The sequence below is a fragment of the Natronorubrum aibiense genome (assembly GCF_009392895.1).
Taxonomy (GTDB): domain Archaea; phylum Halobacteriota; class Halobacteria; order Halobacteriales; family Natrialbaceae; genus Natronorubrum; species Natronorubrum aibiense.
The window spans coordinates 1,882,287-1,899,996 of sequence record NZ_CP045488.1 but is presented as its reverse complement, the minus strand read 5'-3'; the positions used below and the strand labels follow the sequence as shown (position 1 = coordinate 1,899,996).

21 protein-coding genes are annotated in these 17,710 nt (G+C 62.8%); 13 read left to right on the top strand and 8 right to left on the bottom strand.

All coding sequences use genetic code 11. The features are described from left to right. The first annotated feature begins 39 nt into the window (after positions 1-39). Together GCU68_RS09265 and GCU68_RS09260 are read left to right on the top strand one after the other, a co-directional pair. A complete protein-coding gene (locus GCU68_RS09265) occupies positions 40-867 on the top strand; it encodes a PspA/IM30 family protein (protein WP_152940958.1) in 828 nt (275 codons plus the stop codon). Between the two features lie 180 nt (positions 868-1,047). After that, a complete protein-coding gene (locus tag GCU68_RS09260) occupies positions 1,048-1,395 on the top strand; it encodes a hypothetical protein (RefSeq protein WP_152940956.1) in 348 nt (115 codons plus the stop codon). Between the two features lie 68 nt (positions 1,396-1,463). Here the strand turns inward: GCU68_RS09260 and GCU68_RS09255 are convergent, their stop codons facing one another. Next, a complete protein-coding gene (locus GCU68_RS09255; protein WP_152940954.1) occupies positions 1,464-1,958 on the bottom strand; it encodes an FxLYD domain-containing protein in 495 nt (164 codons plus the stop codon). 221 nt (positions 1,959-2,179) lie between these two features. Between GCU68_RS09255 and GCU68_RS09250 the strand changes: the two genes are divergently transcribed. Next, positions 2,180-3,223, top strand: a complete 1,044-nt coding sequence (locus GCU68_RS09250) for a hypothetical protein (RefSeq protein WP_152940952.1) — start codon at positions 2,180-2,182, stop codon at positions 3,221-3,223. Between the two features lie 98 nt (positions 3,224-3,321). Then, entirely contained in the window at positions 3,322-3,888 is a 567-nt protein-coding gene (locus GCU68_RS09245; RefSeq protein ID WP_152940950.1) for an HPP family protein, read from the top strand. Positions 3,889-3,949: 61 nt separating this feature from the next. Here GCU68_RS09245 and GCU68_RS09240 read toward each other — a convergent pair whose 3' ends face one another. After that, positions 3,950-5,794 (bottom strand): DUF11 domain-containing protein, encoded by a 1,845-nt coding sequence (locus GCU68_RS09240; RefSeq protein ID WP_152940948.1) that lies wholly within the window; start codon positions 5,792-5,794, stop codon positions 3,950-3,952. After that, positions 5,791-6,027 (bottom strand): hypothetical protein, encoded by a 237-nt coding sequence (locus GCU68_RS09235; RefSeq protein WP_152940946.1) that lies wholly within the window; start codon positions 6,025-6,027, stop codon positions 5,791-5,793. Before GCU68_RS09235 ends, GCU68_RS09240 begins: the two co-directional genes overlap by 4 nt. 330 nt (positions 6,028-6,357) lie before the next feature. Here GCU68_RS09235 and GCU68_RS09230 point away from each other — a divergent pair, with 330 nt between their 5' ends. The 3 genes from GCU68_RS09230 (at position 6,358) to GCU68_RS09220 (ending at position 8,489) form a co-directional block, all read left to right on the top strand. Further along, positions 6,358-7,167, top strand: coding sequence for a helix-turn-helix transcriptional regulator (locus GCU68_RS09230; RefSeq protein WP_152940944.1), 810 nt, complete (start codon positions 6,358-6,360; stop codon positions 7,165-7,167). Positions 7,168-7,302: 135 nt separating this feature from the next. Then, on the top strand, positions 7,303-7,704 hold the full coding sequence (locus GCU68_RS09225; RefSeq protein WP_152940942.1) for a carboxymuconolactone decarboxylase family protein: 402 nt from the start codon (positions 7,303-7,305) through the stop codon (positions 7,702-7,704). Between the two features lie 2 nt (positions 7,705-7,706). Then, a complete protein-coding gene (locus tag GCU68_RS09220; protein WP_152940940.1) occupies positions 7,707-8,489 on the top strand; it encodes a methyltransferase domain-containing protein in 783 nt (260 codons plus the stop codon). 45 nt (positions 8,490-8,534) lie between these two features. On the opposite strand, the gene GCU68_RS21065 is transcribed toward GCU68_RS09220, so the two are convergent. After that, complete coding sequence (locus GCU68_RS21065) at positions 8,535-8,705, bottom strand: DUF1059 domain-containing protein (protein ID WP_161991507.1); 171 nt, start codon at positions 8,703-8,705, stop codon at positions 8,535-8,537. 108 nt (positions 8,706-8,813) lie between these two features. Here GCU68_RS21065 and GCU68_RS21060 point away from each other — a divergent pair, with 108 nt between their 5' ends. The 4 genes from GCU68_RS21060 to GCU68_RS09195 all read left to right on the top strand — a co-directional run bounded on the left by GCU68_RS21060 (position 8,814) and on the right by GCU68_RS09195 (position 11,307). Further along, entirely contained in the window at positions 8,814-9,584 is a 771-nt protein-coding gene (locus GCU68_RS21060) for a hypothetical protein (RefSeq protein ID WP_161991506.1), read from the top strand. A gap of 47 nt (positions 9,585-9,631) precedes the next feature. Continuing rightward, entirely contained in the window at positions 9,632-10,387 is a 756-nt protein-coding gene (locus tag GCU68_RS09205) for an aldo/keto reductase (protein WP_152940935.1), read from the top strand. A 145-nt stretch (positions 10,388-10,532) separates the two neighbouring features. Further along, on the top strand, positions 10,533-10,745 hold the full coding sequence (locus tag GCU68_RS09200) for a DUF1059 domain-containing protein (protein ID WP_152940934.1): 213 nt from the start codon (positions 10,533-10,535) through the stop codon (positions 10,743-10,745). Between the two features lie 19 nt (positions 10,746-10,764). Continuing rightward, a complete protein-coding gene (locus tag GCU68_RS09195) occupies positions 10,765-11,307 on the top strand; it encodes a hypothetical protein (protein WP_152940932.1) in 543 nt (180 codons plus the stop codon). 258 nt (positions 11,308-11,565) lie between these two features. Here GCU68_RS09195 and GCU68_RS09190 read toward each other — a convergent pair whose 3' ends face one another. Further along, on the bottom strand, positions 11,566-12,231 hold the full coding sequence (locus tag GCU68_RS09190; protein WP_152940930.1) for an AIM24 family protein: 666 nt from the start codon (positions 12,229-12,231) through the stop codon (positions 11,566-11,568). A 264-nt stretch (positions 12,232-12,495) separates the two neighbouring features. Further along, complete coding sequence (locus tag GCU68_RS09185) at positions 12,496-12,720, bottom strand: hypothetical protein (protein ID WP_152940928.1); 225 nt, start codon at positions 12,718-12,720, stop codon at positions 12,496-12,498. Between the two features lie 312 nt (positions 12,721-13,032). Between GCU68_RS09185 and GCU68_RS09180 the strand changes: the two genes are divergently transcribed. Then, positions 13,033-13,368 (top strand): pyridoxamine 5'-phosphate oxidase family protein, encoded by a 336-nt coding sequence (locus GCU68_RS09180; protein WP_264373484.1) that lies wholly within the window; start codon positions 13,033-13,035, stop codon positions 13,366-13,368. 122 nt (positions 13,369-13,490) lie between these two features. Next, entirely contained in the window at positions 13,491-14,015 is a 525-nt protein-coding gene (locus tag GCU68_RS09175; protein WP_152940924.1) for a small multi-drug export protein, read from the top strand. Between the two features lie 315 nt (positions 14,016-14,330). Here the strand turns inward: GCU68_RS09175 and GCU68_RS09170 are convergent, their stop codons facing one another. Together GCU68_RS09170 and GCU68_RS09165 are read right to left on the bottom strand one after the other, a co-directional pair. Then, the gene (locus GCU68_RS09170; RefSeq protein ID WP_152940922.1) at positions 14,331-15,098 is read right to left on the bottom strand and encodes a Nif3-like dinuclear metal center hexameric protein; all 768 of its coding nucleotides are present in this window, start codon (positions 15,096-15,098) and stop codon (positions 14,331-14,333) included. A gap of 101 nt (positions 15,099-15,199) precedes the next feature. Next, positions 15,200-17,659, bottom strand: coding sequence for a cbb3-type cytochrome c oxidase subunit I (locus GCU68_RS09165; protein WP_152940920.1), 2,460 nt, complete (start codon positions 17,657-17,659; stop codon positions 15,200-15,202). Positions 17,660-17,710 lie beyond the last annotated feature (51 nt).

The window sequence follows — 17,710 nt, the reverse complement described above, 5'->3', positions numbered from 1 at the left end:
ATGTGATGTTTTTAAGGGTGACGAACGATACGTAGGCATATGGGCATCCTCTCTCGGACCTCCTACGTCATCCGGTCGAAGATCAACTCGGTGCTCAACCGGGCCGAGGATCCGACGCAGACGCTCGATTACTCCTACGAGCAGATGCGCGACCAACTCCAGCAGGTCAAACGCGGTATCGCCGACCTCACCACACAGAAAAAGCGCCTCGAGATGCAGAAACGTCGCCTCGAGGAAAACGTCGACAAACACAACGATCAGGCACGCACCGCCGTCCAGCAGGACCGCGAGGATCTGGCACGCCGCGCGCTCGAGAAAAAGAAGACGAAGATGAACCAGATCGAGGATCTGGAGCGCCAAATCTCCGAGTTACAGAGCCAGCAGGACAAACTGATCGAGCAGAAAAACGAACTCCAGAGTCGCGTCGAGGAGTTCCGCACGAAAAAAGAGACGATGAAAGCCCGCTACGAGGCCGCCGAGGCGAGTTCGACGGTTTCGGAAGCCATGACAGCGACGGGCGAGGAGTTCGAAGACGTCGGGCGCGCCATCGAACGCGCCGAAGAGCGGACCGAGGATATGGAAGCGCGCTCCGCGGCACTCGACGAACTCCACGAAACCGGCGCGTTCGACGACGTGCTCTCGGACAAAGACAACATCGACCGCGAACTCGAGGCGCTCTCGACCGACAGCGGCGTCGAAGCCGAACTCGAGACGCTCAAATCCGAGATGGGGGCCAGCGAAGCCGAACCGGAAACCGACGACGCGTCGGCGGTCGACGAGGCGGCCCTCGACGACCTCGAATCCGACGTCGACGAGAGTGAAATCGAGGCCGAACTGACGGAGTTGCAGGACGAAGAGGACACCTGAGCACCCGTCGGCAGCTGACAGCGACCACGACTGCGATTCGACCGGTCAGTACAGTCGAGAGCGAAACACGGTCGACTCTATCGGAGTGGAGTCGGGAGCGGTTTCCATCCCAGTATTTTTCTCTTATTATGTTATGAATAGAAAAGCAACGACTACCACGGTTGACGTGTAAGTCCAGCTATGGCCACTGAATCCCGGTTTGATGAAATCTCGCTGACAGAGCAGGTAATCCTGCTGGCCGTCGCCGCAAAACACCGCGAGGACGAGACACCCGTCCAGACACACGACCTCCGGCAGGTTTGTCAGACGCAACTCGAGGGCGTCGACACGGAAGTCGTCGGAACGATCACTGAAGCGGACGTCATGCGATCGCTGTACCGTCTCGAGGACGAGGGCTTCGTCGAGGAGATCAAAACCGATCGGACGTCACCGACCGGGAAGGGGCGACCGGCGTACACGCTCGGGCTCTCGCTCGACGACGTGTACGAGGGTGTCGCCGACGAACTCATCGAAGACGATCCTCGCTAACGAACCCCGACCGCGGGCGATGGGCGACGGTCTACGTGGACTCGAGCAGCAGGCGTAGCGGTCGTCGGTCACGCCGGCGTCCCGAGGACGGCGATGTCGTAGCGCGCGACATCCGACGGTGGTTTGAGGACGACGACCTGAAACGACCAGGTCGCCGCCGCGGCCAGATCGCCGGTGCTATCGAGATACTGACCGATCTGAGCCCCGCTGTCGTCGAAGACGCGAACGCGGATTTCGACGAGAGCGATCCGATCATCGCCGGTGTTCTCGACCGTTCCCTGAACCGTCGAGCCGCGAAACCCGTCCTCGAGGACGAACTCGTGATCCGTGATCGTCACCGCATCGAGCGGTGTGACGCCGTCGTGAGTCTCCTGTTGGGCGAGCGATTCCGCCGCAGTCATCTCCGCGGCCGAACGGTTCCCGCCGCTGGTATTGCCGACCGATCCCGTTTCGTACTCGGGTTGGCCGCTGACACCGCCGTCATTGCAGCCAGCTAGTACGGCGGTCGTCCCGGCCCCGACTGCGGCGAGGAACCGTCGGCGAGATGCTGTCGAGCGCGTCATCGCCATCGCCCCCGCAGCTGGCGTGTGTCGGTGCCCAAACGGTCGGTTCTATGACGAGTCATACTCGCCCTGTCACCACGGACCCATTTTAGTCTCGGCCCTGAACCGGCAGCGCTCCACTCCGCTCGGAGACACTCGTGACCAAGCCGGGTCACCCGCACTCTCGAGTCGGCAGGATATGCAACGCAGGCCCTTATTGTCGACTCCACTGACGAGTGCATATGGGGGCATCCGGAGCCGACGATACACTCGAATCTCACGGCATCGATATGGGGAGACGAACCGGCCCGCTGGCCCAGTTTCGGGAGTGGGTGCTGGTCAACGGGAACCGGTCGCTCATCGCGGCCAGCATCTCGCTGCTCGTCTTCGTGCTCTTTCTCGGCTTGCACGCGATCGGCGTGATCTCGTTCACCAACGACGGTTCGGTCACCCGACTCGCCAGCGGGATGATCGCCGGCACCTTCTCGCTCGTCACGCTCGTCGTCTCGATCAACCAGCTCATCCTCTCACAGGAGTTTGCATCGGCGAACGACGCTCGCGATCAACTCGAGGGCATCATCGATATTCGAAACGACATCGCGGTACAGTCGAAGGTGCCGGCGAGTCCAGCAGCACCGACGAAACTCCTCGAACTGCTCATCGAAACGATCGCCGCACACGCCACTGCCCTCGCCGACACCGATGATACCGACCGAAACGAGTTGCTCCGCAAGTTCACGAACAGCATCGACGCGAGCACCGACCGAACACACGAGACGCTCGAGCACACGACGTTCGGGACGTTTACCGCCGTGTCGACGGCGATCGCCTACGACGCTGCCTGGCAGCTCTACGTCGCCAGACAGCTTCGTGAACGGGACGGGGCGTCGCTGTCGTCGGAGGCGGTGGCCGAACTCGAGGGATTGATCAACGCGCTCAAGTTGTTTATTACCGCTCGAGAGCACTTCAAGACGACGTACTTACAGCGGGAACTCACGCGCTTCTCGCAGTTGACGCTCTACTGTGGTGTCCCGGCGATTCTGGCAGCGATGACGATCGGCTTACTTTACGGTGGGTTCAGCGGCGCAACCATCGGCGGTACCTACCTTCCGTACGTCGTCAGTGGACTCATCGCAGTCGTCGTTTCGCCGCTCGCGCTGCTTGCGTCGTACATTCTCCGCACCGCCGCCGTCACCCGCCGAACCGCGTCGATCGGGCCGATGCTACCCCAGAAGGAGCCCGAAGCCGGGCCGTTCGAGGTCTCCTATGGCGATGACGTGGACTAACGTTGCCGACCGAAACGGGGGACCCAGCTATCCGATGGTCCGAACCGGTGCAGGTGACGGCCAGTCGTTTATACTCGCGCCCCGGGATATCCCAGTCGATGGGGTTGTTCGATCGAGTGCGCGATAGCGCCGGCGGGTCGATCGACGTCCGAGACGATCTCAGCGCCGGCACCAACGTCACGCTTCACTTCGTACTCCTCGGTGCACTCGCATGGGGGTCGGGACAGCCGTTTCTGTTCCCCAGTCTGGGCCCGTCAGCGTACCTCCTCGCAACCGGCGAGAAACCGCGCGCTGAAGGTGCCTACCACGTCGTCGGTGGTCACGCGATTGCAGCCATCTGTGGATTGGCGGCGTATGTGCTCTTTGCCGACGGGTTGGTCGTCGTCGACGCGTTCGAGCACGGCGAACGGTTTTCGGCAGACATCGGCAGGCTGGTCATCAGCGGTATCGTCTCGATGCTGCTCACGACGATTGCAATGCTCTGGTCCGACACGAACCATCCGGCAGCCTGTGCGACGACGTTGATCGTCGCGCTCGGACTCATGTCGACGGTCGTCGAGGTCGTCATCATCGTCGTCTCAGTCGTCGTTCTCGTCTGGTTTCACGGCACCATCGTCGAACGCGTCCAGACCATCTGTGGCGTCGAACCGACGGATCCACGGTAGCGTCACGAGCGCTCGAGCGTCCGGTCGATCAGTGCAGATCGGTCATCTCGGCGCGGGAGAGCTATTCATTGGTGATCACGTGTGAGACACAGTGCTCGTCGACGACGGTGCCACCGACGGCGAGCCGTGCGCAGTTCTGGACCGCATCGGAGCCGCCGGGGAACCGGTCTGCCGGGGCGACGTCGACGGTCAGCGTCAGCGTTGGGAGGCAGTCACCGGGGCCGAGGCCAGTGCCGTTCGTGTGGATGGCAGTCACCGTGCCGCCGGAAGCCGAGGCGCTCCAGCCGGTTCCGGCTGCCGCGACGAACGAGAGGCCGTCGGGCAGGTCGTCGGTGACGCTGACCCGCCCATCACAGTGGCCTTTGCCGGCGTTGCAGACGTCGATCTCGTAGGTCGCCTGATCGCCGTACATGAAGTCGCTGGCGGCGCGTTTCTCGATCTCGAGGCCATCACAGCCGCCGTCGGGAGGCCGAACGGGCACGTCGACGCAGTCACGGTTGGTGTCGGGGTCGGCGTCGTCGTATTTGAGACGTGCACAGTTGCGGATCCGGTCGCCGGTTTCCTCGAGCGATCCGATCTCGACCTCGAGCGTGATCGGCGGCAGGCAGTCACCGAGACCCAGCCCGACGCTATTCTGGTGATCGCAGGTGACGACACCGCCGTTTTCGGTACAGGTCCAGCCGCTACCGCTAGCGGCGGCGTAGGTGACGCCGCTCGGGAGCGAGTCGACGACCGAAACCGCCCCGTCACAGAAGGCGTCGCTGTCGTTGCAGACGGTGAGTTCGAACGTCGTCGTGTCTCCGGGCGAGACGTGCGTTCCGTCGTGGGTCTTCGTAATCGATAGATCGCACTTGCCGTGGCCGCTCTCGTCGGGACGGATCGGGACCTTCGCACAGTCGCGCTTGTTGCTCGCGCTCGCGTCGCCCTGCTCGACCGTGGCGCAGTTGACGATCGCGTCGCTAACGTCGTCCCCGTCGGTGTCCACCTCGACCTCGAGGATGAGCGTCGGGAGACAGTCGCCCGGGCCGAGCCCGTTCGCGTGGGGGTGTTCGCAGGTGACGACGCCGCCGCTTTCGGTGCAGGTCCAGTCGGTGCCGCTGCTCGAGACGTACGTCAGTCCAGCCGGCAGCTCGTCGACGACCGTGACGGGACCCGGTCGGCAGGTACCCTCGCCGTCGTTACAGACGGTAATTTCGAACCCGGTCGTCTCGCCGGACGCGACCGGCTCACCGTCACCGACGTGGGTTTTGCTGATCGAGAGGTCGCACACTTTGTCGGCGGGCTCGTCATCGCATTCGCAGACCAGTTCCGCGTCGACCAACAGCCCGGTGATGGTCATATTGTTGAACACCCGCGCTCGCAGTGTGTACTGTCCGGGCCCGATTGGCTGGCTGATCGGCCCTTTCAGCGTCGCGTGCCCGGAATCCTGGGCGAGCGTGGTGGTTCCGGACGGCCCCTCGAGTTCGATCGTCGCGTCGTCGTCGACGGACCACTGGTGGACGCGGAGTTCACACTGCTCGTCGGTCCAGCTGTCGGGGACCTCGAAATCGACCTCGTAGACGTAGTCACCGAGCGGGTCCGAAGGCGCAGGCCAGCCGCCGGTGCCGTACGGATCGATCCAGTTCGCGGTCGACAGGGTGACCCACTGGGAGACCGGCTCGATGCTTATCGCCTGTCCCGTCGTTCCGTCGGGCGAGCTCGCGACGCGCCAGTCGGGATCGGTCGTCCCGAACGAATCCGGCACCCCGTCGGTCGTCCCGGTTCGCAGATCGACCGTGTGATCCTCGCAGTCGTCGTCACCGTTGCCGCCGTTGCCACCGTCGATACAGCCTGCGATTGCCACAGCGCCACTCGCACCCATCGCACGGAGGATACGCCTGCGGGTGATCGCGTCCTCGTGGCTCATAGACCCCTCGAGTCGATCCGTGCGGTTTCGCGGGGTGACCCTGTCACTGGCGGCTGCGGTCGATCCCAACAGCCGCTCTCGTACCGGTGGTGGGTCCGGCCCTCGGCCCGACGCTCCTCGTGGCCGAACTCGGGCTGTCGGTCGCCGAGTCGGAGCCGAGCGCCGCCAATCCACTGCAGCCGTCGCAGGTGATCGTCACGGTCCCGTCGCTGATCGATGTCTCGAATTGTCATGGTCGATGAAGGCAACCCACTCCAAGCGCAGTTACCGCTCTTGAGAGGTGATACCGTGGTGCTACTGGGCAAGAAGGCGATAAGTACTTTCCGTATGAATGTATTTTAATTCAGGTATTTCGGCCAGAGGAGATGGCATCGCTGGGAGTCGGAACCTCATTTTGCGTTTGACGTCACCGGTGTTCGTGTTCGATCGACGGTTCTTCCGTCTGCACCGACCCGGCCCGCGCAGCGTGTCGCGCCCACGCCGGCGTTCGACCATCGCCGTGAGGTCGTCGGACCGTAACGACGAGGGCTCAGAGCTATGCTACTGGCACGCGTACGTTACCCATGCTCTTGAGTGACAGTGAGACGCCGCTCGACGACATCGAGTACCTCGCCCGATCCGAGCATCGCGTTACCACGCTCGAGGCGGTGGCAGCGGCGCCCCAGAGTCGAGCCGCGTTACAGGAGTTGACCGGCGCGTCGCGGTCCACGATCGGACGCACACTGCGCGAGTTCGAAGCGCGATACTGGGTCCGACGGGACAGGTCGCGATACGAGGCGACACCGCTCGGCGCGTTCGTCGTGTCGGGCCTCCAAGATCTCCTCGAGCGAATCGAAACCGAACGAACGCTTCGGGAGGGCTGGCAGTGGCTCCCGGCCGAGGTCAGCGACGTCATCGTCGAGATGGGTGCCGACGCGGTCGTCACCGTCGCCCGAGCCGACGATCCATATCGTCCGGTGAACCGCTTCGTCTCACTGCTCAGCGAGACCGAGCGGTTTCGGTTCGTCGGCGCCGATCAGGCCTTGCTCGAGCCGTGCAAAGACGAGCTTCGCCGACGGATCGTCGACGGGATGACGACGGAGATCATCGATCCGCCAGCCGTCGCCCGACACATCCTCTCGACGTACCCGGACCACTGTGCTGGGCCCCTCGAGAGCGAGTATCTGGCCGTGCTGTTGCACGACGACCTCCCGGCCTACGGGCTCTGTCTGTTCGACGAGCGGATCGGACTGTGTGGCTACAACGCCGACAACGGGACGGTGCAGGTGTTTATCGATACCGACGCGCCGACAGCCCGCGAGTGGGCGGAATCGACGTACGAGGCCCGCCGGCGTGACGCACGGCCGCTCGAGGCCGACGCGCTCGAGCAGTAGCTAGTGGTCTCGACACGGCACTGCCTGCACGCTGGGCGGCCACTGCATGAGAGGCAGTGGCTGCACACCCGGCACGAGGTGCCTACAGGTGTCACGGGCTCGTATCATCGGGATGCCACGGAGGCGACCCGAACCATGACAGACACGTACGAAACCACGATCACCGACATCGAATCCACACTCGGCATCGTCCCGGGCTTTCTCGAGGCGTTGCCAGACGACGATCTCGTCGCCGAGTGGCCAACGTTCAAGAAGTATCTGGTCGCCGAGACCGAGATTCCGGCGAAGTACCGCGAGCTCATCGGTCTCGCCGTCGCAGCCAACATCAGGTGTCCGTACTGCCAGCACTTCCACCGCGGGGCCGCACAGCTACAGGGTGCAACCGAGGACGAACTCGCCGAACTCTCCTTCCTGGCGAGTTACACCGCCCGCTACAGCGCCATGTTGCACGCTCAAGAGTACGACCTCGAGACGTTCAAGACCGAAGCCGAACAGATCGCCGAGCACTTCCAGGGCCAACTCGCGAGCGATGACTGACCATGGCTGAATCACTCGACGTCGACCGACTCGAGCGCGAGGTCAAATCGGTCTACCGGGACGTCGCCGACGCTCCCGACGAGGAGTTTCACTTCGAGATGGGGCGAGCGCTGGCCGAGCGACTCGGCTACTCGCCGGCGGACCTCGATCGAATTCCCGACGAAGCGATCGACTCCTTCGCGGGCGTAGGCTACCACTTCGACCTCGCTGGTCTCGAGGCGGGTGACGACGTGCTCGACCTCGGAAGCGGGTCGGGAATGGACGCGTTCGTCGCGGCGCTTCACGTCGGCGACGACGGCAGCGTGACCGGCCTCGATATGACCGACGAACAACTCGCAAACGCCAGACAGCTCCGCGACGAGAACGGGATGGAGACCGTCGCCTTCGAGCGAGGATACATCGAAGACCTCCCGTTCGAAGACGAGACGCTCGACGTCGTGGTCTCGAACGGCGTCATCAACCTCTCGGCGGCGAAAGACCGCGTCTTCGAGGAGATCAATCGCGTGCTCAAACCGGAGGGGCGAGTGGCGCTCTCGGATATCACCAGTCAGACTCGACTGGCCGAGCGCATCAAGCGTGACGCAGACCTCTGGGCGGCCTGTATCGGCGGCGCCGAACAGGTCGACGATTACACGGCGCTGCTCGAAACGGCCGGGTTCGAGCTCACGACGGTTCGCGAAAACGACGACTACGAGTTCATCTCGGAGCGAGCACAGGGGGCGTGCCAGACGTACGGCGTCCGGAGCATTTCACTCGGTGCCCGCAAACGTGACCCCGACCGCTGACAGCGCCCCGTGCTCGGTCCAGTCGGCGGCTGGACCGAGTCGCGTTCACAGCTCTTCGATGTACGGCGCGACGTCGTCGTCCGTGACGTCGCGGCCGTGAACGTCTTTCAGGTGCGATCGGGCAGCCTCGTATATCGACCCCTCGAACTCGCTGTAGACGACCACGTCACAATCGGCGACGTCGCGACACTCGAATCGATACCGTTCCGTGACCATATCTAGGGGAGTCGCGCGAGCGACATGTAGCTGCTGCTCGCATACCGCAGTCGCCGATTGGCCGAGCGCAACTCGAAGTATTTGTCCGTCGGTCTCGATCAGTACCGTATGGTGGAGACGGGGGCGGTGATTTCGATGCTTGCCGGCGGCGTCACCGCGCTGTTTGCCGTTTTTCTTACGTTTTATCTTCGCAATCAGTGGCAGGAGATCCAGTCGCTCCGGGCGATACAGGCGGAACTCGAGCAGAACACCGAACGGACGCGGGAACTCGCCGAACTGCTCACGGGCGACTTGCAGCGCCAGCAGGTCGATCTCCCGATCGAGGTGCCGCCGGGAACCAAGATCGAGATCCGATACGTCGTCTCGTTTCCCGGGTCTCTCTCGACGACCGCGTTCGACCAGTTGAAACACTCTGGGATGTTCCTGCGACTCTCGCCCGAGGTCCGGCGCTCGCTGTTCGAACTGTACGATACGATCGATCGGATCAACCGATTGCGCCAGCACAGAGAGCGGATTCATTTCAACGACATCGGAAACGTCCACATCGTCATCGATCCGTCCGACCTCGACGTCGACCCGGAAACGACCGTCACCGAGGCGGATCTGCCGGCGGAGACCAGACAGCGACTCGCCGATCTTCGGCGGATGCGACGGGCGATGAAAGGCGTGAACACGTCGATCCTGCGGCTTATCGCGTCGATCAGTTCCACGGCGATGATCGACGACCTCGAGCTCGAGTCGTTCGTCGACGTCGATCACGGACTCGAGCCGCAACAGGTTCGGTCCGGCACGCGGCGATCTGAGGGCCCGGATCTCGAGGAAACGCACGCGGTTTTGCGCGACGTCGAACGGGCGTCGCCGTGGTCCAGATTTATGTGACTCGCCGACTGCAACAGATACAGGGTCGCCGACCGCGAGGATCGGGTATGAAACTCCCGGAGCGAGGATTGGGGACGATGGGTATCGACGCTCCCGACCCGATCGAGACGGCGATCGAACTGGGGTATCGCCACCTCGACACCGCACAGATCTACGACAACGAGGCCGTCGTCGGCGAGGCGATCGATCGCGCGTCCGTCGACCGGGATGACCTCGTTGTGGCGACGAAACTCTGGATCGACCAACTCGATCGAGTGGCTGAGAGCACTGCCGAAAGCCTCGAGCGACTCGGCCTCGAGTACGTGGACCTGCTGTACGTCCACCGGCCGAAGGACGCGTACGATCCGGATCGAACCCTGCCGGCGCTCGCCGAACTTCGAGACGCCGGCGTGGTCGACGCCATCGCGGTGAGCAACTTCGAACTGGCCGACCTCGAGCGATTTATCGACGTCCTCGGCGAACCACCCGCGGCCAATCAGGTCGAGTATCACCCGCTGTTCCAGCCCACGGACCGGCTCGCACACGCCCGCGAGCACGACTACCCCCTCGTCGCGTACTCACCGCTGTCAGGCGGTCGCGTCGGAACGATCGAGCCGGTCGTCGACGTCGCCGATCGTCACGGCATCACGCCCGAACAGGCCAGTCTGGCATGGCTCGCCGCGAAGGGCATCCGCCCCATTCCGAAAGCCTCCGGTCGCAACCACCTCGAGTCGAACCTCGCGGCGCTCGACGTGACACTCGAGGCCGCCGACCTCGAGGCGATCGACGGCCTCGAGCGGGAGCGCGAGCTGTTCCCCGAGTGATCGGCGGCCCGAGAACGGCCGGCCCGCTCGCTTGCAACCAGTGACCAGCGTGCAACAATTGCACGATCGTCATCGGGTGGTCGAACAGCACGGGATGCCTACACCATCGTCCGCCTCGTACGATCTCCCGCCGGAGGGAATCACGATGACAACCGACCAACAATCGGAAACGAGTACGACAGCGCTACAAGTAGCATGTGATACGGCGGTTTCGGGATGCGTCTTCCGTATGCGCACCGAAGAAGACGACAAGGATCGGCTGCTCGAGATTGCGCGCGATCACGTCAACGAACAGCACGGCAAGGAAGTCACGCTCGAGGAGATCGACGAGCAACACGTCGAAACGGTCGAGGTCTGACTCGCGACGGGTGATCAATATGAACGAAACTCGAACGGCGGCCGACCGATACGGAACCGAGCACGAACTCGGACGGAGAGAACAGGTCGGATCGGTTCTGATGGCGCTCGCCGGCGTCGCGTTCGTCGGCTACGGGATCGTCTTCCTCGCTAGAACGTTCTTTGGCACCGGCTTCGAGCTCGGCGTCGCGACCCTGAACGGCGTTACGCCAGCGGAGCTCAATGCGATCGATCCCGCTATCATGCACTATATCAACCATCTCCACGTCGCGACGGCGGCGTTTATTATCACCACCGGGATTGCCATCACGGCGCTTTCGTGGTACGGCGTCCGCGGCGGACAACTGTGGGCGTGGGCGACGGCGATCATCGCAGCGGTGGTCGGCCTGGCCATCGCACTGCCGATGCACTACGCCGGCCTCTTTACCCACGACTGGGTGACACATCTCGGTCCGATCTACCTCGCGGCGATCGTGTTCGTGGTCGGAGCGGCACTCGCCTATCCGGGATCTCGAGGCGACTCTCGGACAACAGCCACCGACGAACAACACGACGTTTCGTGACGTCGCCCGTGACCAACGCCGTGGGTTTTTTGAAAACAGAACAGACCAATGTCTTCAATCCGACTGGTTCGTCGATTAGTCTGTGACATGAAATGGCACGATTTCCCCCGACGGTGTTTCCCCTGATCGCGCACGAAAACACGGGCAGCGCATCGATACCGGATCGTCGCTCCCGCTCACCGTTGCTCTCGATCGACGCCGACGTCTGAGGAACGGATTGGACGGGTGTGAATCGATGGCGAACCGAACAGGTTCCGGCTACTGCTGCGGTTCGCGTTCCTCGTAGGGCTGGACGACGACGAAGCCCTCCGTGCCGCTAAACTCGAGTTGATACGTCTCCTCGGACGACTGGCCGATCATGTTCGAGAACGCCCTATCGACGTGGCTACCGGGTGTCACTCCACTCCAGGCGACGGTCGCGTTCGGGTCGGTCCGAACCGGCGGCTGCAACACCAGCGGCGTCCCGTGGGTCGTGATCGCGACGCTGCCCGGACCGACGAGCGAGACGTTGGTCAGCCCGCCCGCCGAAAAGCCGGCGATGCTCTTGATGGTCCTGATCTCGTAGCTCACGCTCGACTCGAACGCGAGAACGTCGTTTCCGTTGACCGAGATTTCCTCGTCCGCATCGAGTTCGAGGATCTGGATCTTCTTTTCCTGATCCGCGAGATAGAGGTGACCGCTGCCGGTCGCCTCCATCACCGGCGTTCCCTCGCTCGTCGTTTTCTCCTTGAGAAAGCCCGTAATCCCGCCCTCGGCGGAGGACTTGCCCTCGAACGAGATGTCGCCGCTGTAGGCGATCATCGAGCCTGCCTTCGCGATCACGGAGCCGTCGAGATCGATGTCGAGAAGCTTGCTATTCTCGAGTTGAAACGTCTCGCCGCCTGCTTTCGGTTCGTTCGTCGTAACGAATTCGTCGACATTCATGATATGTGAGCCATTCGGCCCTACCGACGTGCGTCGCAGGGCGTGGGCAAATACTTGTCCGTCAGTGTGTCGACTCGAGCCGCAAACCTGAGCGTGTGACTCGAGCGAAATGACTGCTGAGTGATTCAAAGGCCTCGGCACTCATAGGGCTCGTCACCGCCGGGTGCCGAGTCCGGCTCGGAGCGAGTGAATCGTCATCGGCCGGCCGATGCTATGGCAGCCGCTCCAAAGACGGTTTGGATCCGATAGCGCAAAATCGCTCGCTTACGCGCCGCGTGCCGACTCAGTTGCGTTGGCGAAGGCAGTGTTCCACTCGTCGATCAGGTTCTCGAGGCGAGCCGTATTCCGATGGGAGAACGTTCGCGGAGCCTTATCAGTCGCCGTTCGCGTGTCCTCGGTAACGGCCGTCGTGTCGGCTGGGGTCGGGGTTGTCGTTTGGGTCGAGTACGATTCGGATTCGGTCTGGGTCTGCAGGTGTTGGGTGCTCATGTCGGTCGGGTAGTGGGTGTCGTCTGAAACGGGACTGGACAGCGTCGGGGCAAGAGACGGGAATTCAGGCTGCTACGTGTACGACCGACATCTGTACTCACCCCTACAGGCTCATCGGTTATAAAAGTTCATGATAGATAATTCTCGAGCCGACAGAAATGTGAAAACAACTTCCTAGGGAGCATTTCGCACGATTTCGCGAGATCGATCGGTATCGCAATCTCATGGCGACCGCTTTTGATCGCTCCCGTTGAGACACCCACCGTGACGGTTCCACCGGAAGCCGAACGACTGCTCGAGGACGAGCCGCTGATGGCCCATCTCGGGACCTGCACCGAGGGGCGACCTCACGTCGCCCCCGTCTGGTACCGCTACGAAGACGACGCGGTCGAGATCGTGACGACGGGCCGAAAGCTGGCCAATATCCGCGAGAATCCTCGAGTCGCCCTCTCGATACAGGACGACGAGGGCGGGGCGACGAAGTGGATGGTGACGCTGCTGGGCACGGCGACGGTCGTCGACGACGAGGCCGAAACGGAGACGGCACGCCGGCGAATCAACGAGAAGTACGACGCCGAGCCGGAGGCCTACGCCGAGAACACGCTCGTCCGGATCGACGTCGGCTCGACGAGTTATCGGACGTACTGACGCCGCAGTGGACGACTCGAGTATTTCGTCGTCGCCACCGACTGGCCGCTGGCGGGTAACGGCAGCTATTTTTCGTGTGTCCGCCTACGGTCGGAGAACGACCTACCTCCCCGTACCAACCAATGACCGTGACACCGCTGCTCGTCGACGTTGGTCCGATGCTCGAGGACGCAAGCGGCGTCCTCCAGTACGTGCTCGTCTTCCTCTTCGCGGCGATTCCCGTGGTCGAGATTCTCGTCGTCGTTCCGGTCGCGATCGGACTGGGACTCGATCCGGTGGCGACGGGACTCGTCGCGTTCGCGGGTAACGTCGGCTCGGTCTACGTGGTGGTCGCGTTCCACCGGCGCTTCTCGCGGTGGCTGCGCGGTCGACGACGCAGCGCCGATCCCGAGGCGGACGAGCAGGACGGGAACGACGGTCACGAACGCTACGCTCGAGCGCGGGAGCTGTGGGATCGGTACGGATTGGCGGGACTGTCGGTCGGCGGGCCGATACTCACCGGCGTGCATATCGCCGCCCTCGTCGCCTTACTCGCCGGGAGCTCCGCCCGCGCTGTCGCGGGGTGGATGACAGTCAGTATCGGACTCTGGACAGTCGTGCTGGTCGTCCTCTCGATGTTCGGCGTCTCCGTGCTTGGCCTCGCGTGATACGGATTGCTGTAACTATGTACCGCCGATCGCCAGAACGGGTCGGCGATCGGCAATAATTGATACTGCCGGACAGAACTATTCGAAGACCGGTCGCGCTACTGCGGCCGTCATCCCCGAGGACGGCCGCGAATTCGCGACCGACGTCTCACTGACTGCTGTCCGACAGTATAATTACAGTAAACCGTATGAGCCACCAGTGACACCGAGACCATCGGTGTTGGCCCGCCATCGGTGGACGGCGCTACGTACCGGATCTCGAGGCGCTCGAGCGAGCCTTCGACGTGACCACTCGGGGTGCTCGATACTCGGTGGTTACAGCCCCGTGGGGATCTCGATGTAACTCGTCTCGAGGCCCCACGAATCGACCAGGTCCTGCAGCGCCCGGACGCCGAACGTCTCGGTCGCGTAGTGCCCCGCCAACACGACGTGGATCCCGGCTTCCTTGGCCTCGTGGTAGGCTTTCTGTTTCCCCTCGCCCGTTACGAGGGCGTCGACACCGGCATCGACGGCCTCGTCCAGCCAGTCGGTTCCGCTGCCGGTGACGATCGCGACCTCCTCGATCTCGTCGGGGCCGAACGCCAGCGACCGGACCGGCTGGCCGCCGGTCTCGAGGCGATCCTCGAGGCGTGCACAGAGTTCGTCGATGGTGTACGACTCGGCGGCGGTTCCCCGCTGACCGATGTGCTCCGGGCCGAGTTCGCCGAAGGGGGCGCATTCCTCGAGGCCGAGAACGTCGGCGACGCCGGCGGCGTTGCCCAGTTCCTGGTGGCCGTCGAGTGGAAGGTGTGAGACGTAGAGCGCGAGGTCGTGTTCGATCAGCGGGGCGATCCGATCGTAGGTGCGTCCCGTCACGCGGTCGAAGCCGTCCCACGAGAGCCCGTGGTGGGTAACGAGCACGTCAGCGTCGGCGTCGACCGCACGGTCGACCGTCTCGCGGACGCCGTCGACCGCGAAGGCGACGTGATCGACCGCGCCGCTGTCGGGGCCGATCTGCAGACCGTTCGCGCTGGCGTCGACGTCGGCGTAGTCGTCGGTTCGCAGTTCCTCGTCGAGCCGGGAAACGAAGGACGGAAGTTCCATGGCTCGAGGTAGCCCCGCGAGACTCTTGTAAGCGAGTGGTTCGTCGGGGCCGGGAGTCGTCCGGCAGCGATAAGCGCCGCAGCAACCGAAAACGGGGAGCCTCACAGCAGGTAAAACAGCGGGAACAGGAAGACCCAGACGATGTCGACGAAGTGCCAGTAAAGGCCGAAGTACTCCACAGGACGCTCGTCTTCGAGATAGGCGTCGACCGACGCGATGCGGTAGACCATGAACGCAGCGATGAACAGCCCGAAGATGACGTGGAGGGCGTGCAAGCCGGTCGTCGCGAAGTAGATCGAGTACTGCAGTTCGGTAAACCAGTAGACGTCGTGAGCGAACTCGTAGCTCCACTCCCAACCTTTGACAGCGAGGAAGACGAGTCCGAGCAGTAGCGTCGCGCCGAGCGAGGCCAGAAGACCACGTTTGTTCTTCCGTTCGGCGAAGACGAGTGCGAGCACGACCGTGAAACTCGAGGTCAACAGCACGTACGTGTTGAAGAGGCCGACCATCGCCGACGGCGGCACGCTCTCCCAGGTTCCCCAGCCGGCGTGGAGACGAGCGAAGATGTAGGCTCCGATGATCGCACCGAAGACGATCACGTCTGACGCCAAAAAGAACCAGACGCCGAGTTTCGTCGTACCGACGCCTTCGAACGGCCACCGCTCCGCGACCGCCATATCGGGAGCGTGGAACGACTCGCGTCCGTACTCGAAGAGCGTGTAGGCGAGGATCGCGGTACCGAGTACCGTCAACACCGGGTAGATGATGCTCTCTTCGGCACCCGTCCCGACGAGTGACTCGCTCGCCGCACCGGTTCCCTGCGCGAACGAGATCATGTAAGGGGTGATACCCGACAGGCCGAGAAAGAGCACGAACGTCCCGAACCCGATGCCGAGCGGCCAGATACTGGCGTGGTCGGCGTGTTCTTCCTGTCGCAGTTCGCTGTTAGCCATCACCCCGCCGTCGGTCGCTGTCGACTCGTCGACGAACTCGAGGCGGCCGCTGGCGTAGCTCGGCCGTCCGTCCCAGTTCTCGAGCGGCGGCGGCGACGTGGTCGCCCACTCGGCAGTCCGGGAGAACTCCCACGGATTGTCAGGCGCTTCTGGTCCCGATATCCAACTCTTTGCAAGGGTATAAAAGAGGATCAGGAACGAGGCACCGAGGACGAACGCGCCGACGGTTGCCATCTGATGGTAGAGTTGCGTCCCTTCGGTATAGTTGAAGACGCGACGCGGCGTCTCCCAGGCGAGGAACATCGGGAAGTACAACAGATTGAATCCGATGAAGTAGACGGCGAAGTTGAGTTTGCCGAGCGTCTCGGAGTACATCTTCCCGGTGATTTTGGGCCACCAGTAGTAGAGGCCGGCGATCAACGCCGTGACGCCCGAGACCATCACGTAGTGGAAGTGGGCGACGACCCAGTAGGTGCCGCGGAACTCGTAGTCCAACACGACGGCCCCGAGGAAAACTCCGGTGATCCCGCCGAGGATGAACAGGACGAGTGCGCCGAGGCTGAACAGAAACGGCGTCGTGAACCGAATCCTCCCCTTGACCATCGTGTAGATCAGCGCGAAGACCATCAGATCGAAGGGCAGCGAGATCCCGATCGTCGTCGCCATGAACAGCGTCTTGATCTCCAGATTGATCGTCGTCAGGAACATGTGGTGCATCCAGACCAGGAACGACTGGACGGCCACCAGCACCATCGCGATGATGACCCACTTCCGGCCGACGATCCGTCGCCCGGAGAACGTCTGGAACGTCTCGAACATGACCCCCAACGCGGGGAAGAAGACGATGTACACCTCCGGATGGCCGAAGAACCAGAACAGGTGCGCCCACAGCAGACTCGAGCCCTGATCGGTCGCGAAGTACTGCGTCAGGAGGATGCGATCGCTGGTCTGTAACAACAGAGCGGCAAGCAGTGCAGCGAAGGCAAACAGCATCATCCACACCGTCAGCAGCCACGACCAGGTGAAAAGCGGGACGTTCCACAATCCGAGCCCCTCCGCACGACAGCGGTGGATCGTCGTGAGGAAGTTGACCGTCCCGATCGTGATCGAAAAGACGAACAGGGTCAATGCGAGGACGGTCGCATTCCCGCCAGTCGCCGCCTCGAGCGCCGGATGATACATCGGCACGTTTAGCGGGGCGTACATCGTCCAGCCACCCGCAAACGACCGTCCCTGGAAGAACGAGAGGCCAAGCAGGAGTCCCGAAAACAGATAGAACCAGTAACTCAGAGCGTTCAGCCGGGGGAACGCGAGGTCGTTCGCGCCGATCTGCAACGGTACGATGTAATTCGCAAAACCAGCCGCAAACGGCGAGAGGAACCAGAAGACCATCAACAGCCCGTGGACCGACACGGCCTGATTGAATTCGTTACCCGAAAGCAGGCCGATCCCACCGGCTTCCCACAGATGCACCCGGAACACTAACGCGAGGACGCCGCCGAACAGGAGGAAAAACAACGCTGTGACCAGATAGAGGATCCCAACGTCCTTGTGATTCGTCGTCACGAGCCATCGTTTGACCGACGTCATCGGTGGAAGCTCACTCATGCGTGATCACCATGAAACGACCGGTGCCTGCTCGTGGGGTCATCAACAACC

Coding starts and splice junctions, on each gene's coding strand:
- GCU68_RS09265 (WP_152940958.1), top strand. CDS start 40: ATGGGCATCCTCTCTCGGACCTCCTACGTCATCCGGTCGAAGATCAAC.
- GCU68_RS09260 (WP_152940956.1), top strand. CDS start 1,048: ATGGCCACTGAATCCCGGTTTGATGAAATCTCGCTGACAGAGCAGGTA.
- GCU68_RS09255 (WP_152940954.1), bottom strand. CDS start 1,958: ATGACGCGCTCGACAGCATCTCGCCGACGGTTCCTCGCCGCAGTCGGG.
- GCU68_RS09250 (WP_152940952.1), top strand. CDS start 2,180: ATGGGGGCATCCGGAGCCGACGATACACTCGAATCTCACGGCATCGAT.
- GCU68_RS09245 (WP_152940950.1), top strand. CDS start 3,322: ATGGGGTTGTTCGATCGAGTGCGCGATAGCGCCGGCGGGTCGATCGAC.
- GCU68_RS09240 (WP_152940948.1), bottom strand. CDS start 5,794: ATGAGCCACGAGGACGCGATCACCCGCAGGCGTATCCTCCGTGCGATG.
- GCU68_RS09235 (WP_152940946.1), bottom strand. CDS start 6,027: ATGACAATTCGAGACATCGATCAGCGACGGGACCGTGACGATCACCTG.
- GCU68_RS09230 (WP_152940944.1), top strand. CDS start 6,358: ATGCTCTTGAGTGACAGTGAGACGCCGCTCGACGACATCGAGTACCTC.
- GCU68_RS09225 (WP_152940942.1), top strand. CDS start 7,303: ATGACAGACACGTACGAAACCACGATCACCGACATCGAATCCACACTC.
- GCU68_RS09220 (WP_152940940.1), top strand. CDS start 7,707: ATGGCTGAATCACTCGACGTCGACCGACTCGAGCGCGAGGTCAAATCG.
- GCU68_RS21065 (WP_161991507.1), bottom strand. CDS start 8,705: ATGGTCACGGAACGGTATCGATTCGAGTGTCGCGACGTCGCCGATTGT.
- GCU68_RS21060 (WP_161991506.1), top strand. CDS start 8,814: ATGGTGGAGACGGGGGCGGTGATTTCGATGCTTGCCGGCGGCGTCACC.
- GCU68_RS09205 (WP_152940935.1), top strand. CDS start 9,632: ATGAAACTCCCGGAGCGAGGATTGGGGACGATGGGTATCGACGCTCCC.
- GCU68_RS09200 (WP_152940934.1), top strand. CDS start 10,533: ATGACAACCGACCAACAATCGGAAACGAGTACGACAGCGCTACAAGTA.
- GCU68_RS09195 (WP_152940932.1), top strand. CDS start 10,765: ATGAACGAAACTCGAACGGCGGCCGACCGATACGGAACCGAGCACGAA.
- GCU68_RS09190 (WP_152940930.1), bottom strand. CDS start 12,231: ATGAATGTCGACGAATTCGTTACGACGAACGAACCGAAAGCAGGCGGC.
- GCU68_RS09185 (WP_152940928.1), bottom strand. CDS start 12,720: ATGAGCACCCAACACCTGCAGACCCAGACCGAATCCGAATCGTACTCG.
- GCU68_RS09180 (WP_264373484.1), top strand. CDS start 13,033: ATGGCCCATCTCGGGACCTGCACCGAGGGGCGACCTCACGTCGCCCCC.
- GCU68_RS09175 (WP_152940924.1), top strand. CDS start 13,491: ATGACCGTGACACCGCTGCTCGTCGACGTTGGTCCGATGCTCGAGGAC.
- GCU68_RS09170 (WP_152940922.1), bottom strand. CDS start 15,098: ATGGAACTTCCGTCCTTCGTTTCCCGGCTCGACGAGGAACTGCGAACC.
- GCU68_RS09165 (WP_152940920.1), bottom strand. CDS start 17,659: ATGAGTGAGCTTCCACCGATGACGTCGGTCAAACGATGGCTCGTGACG.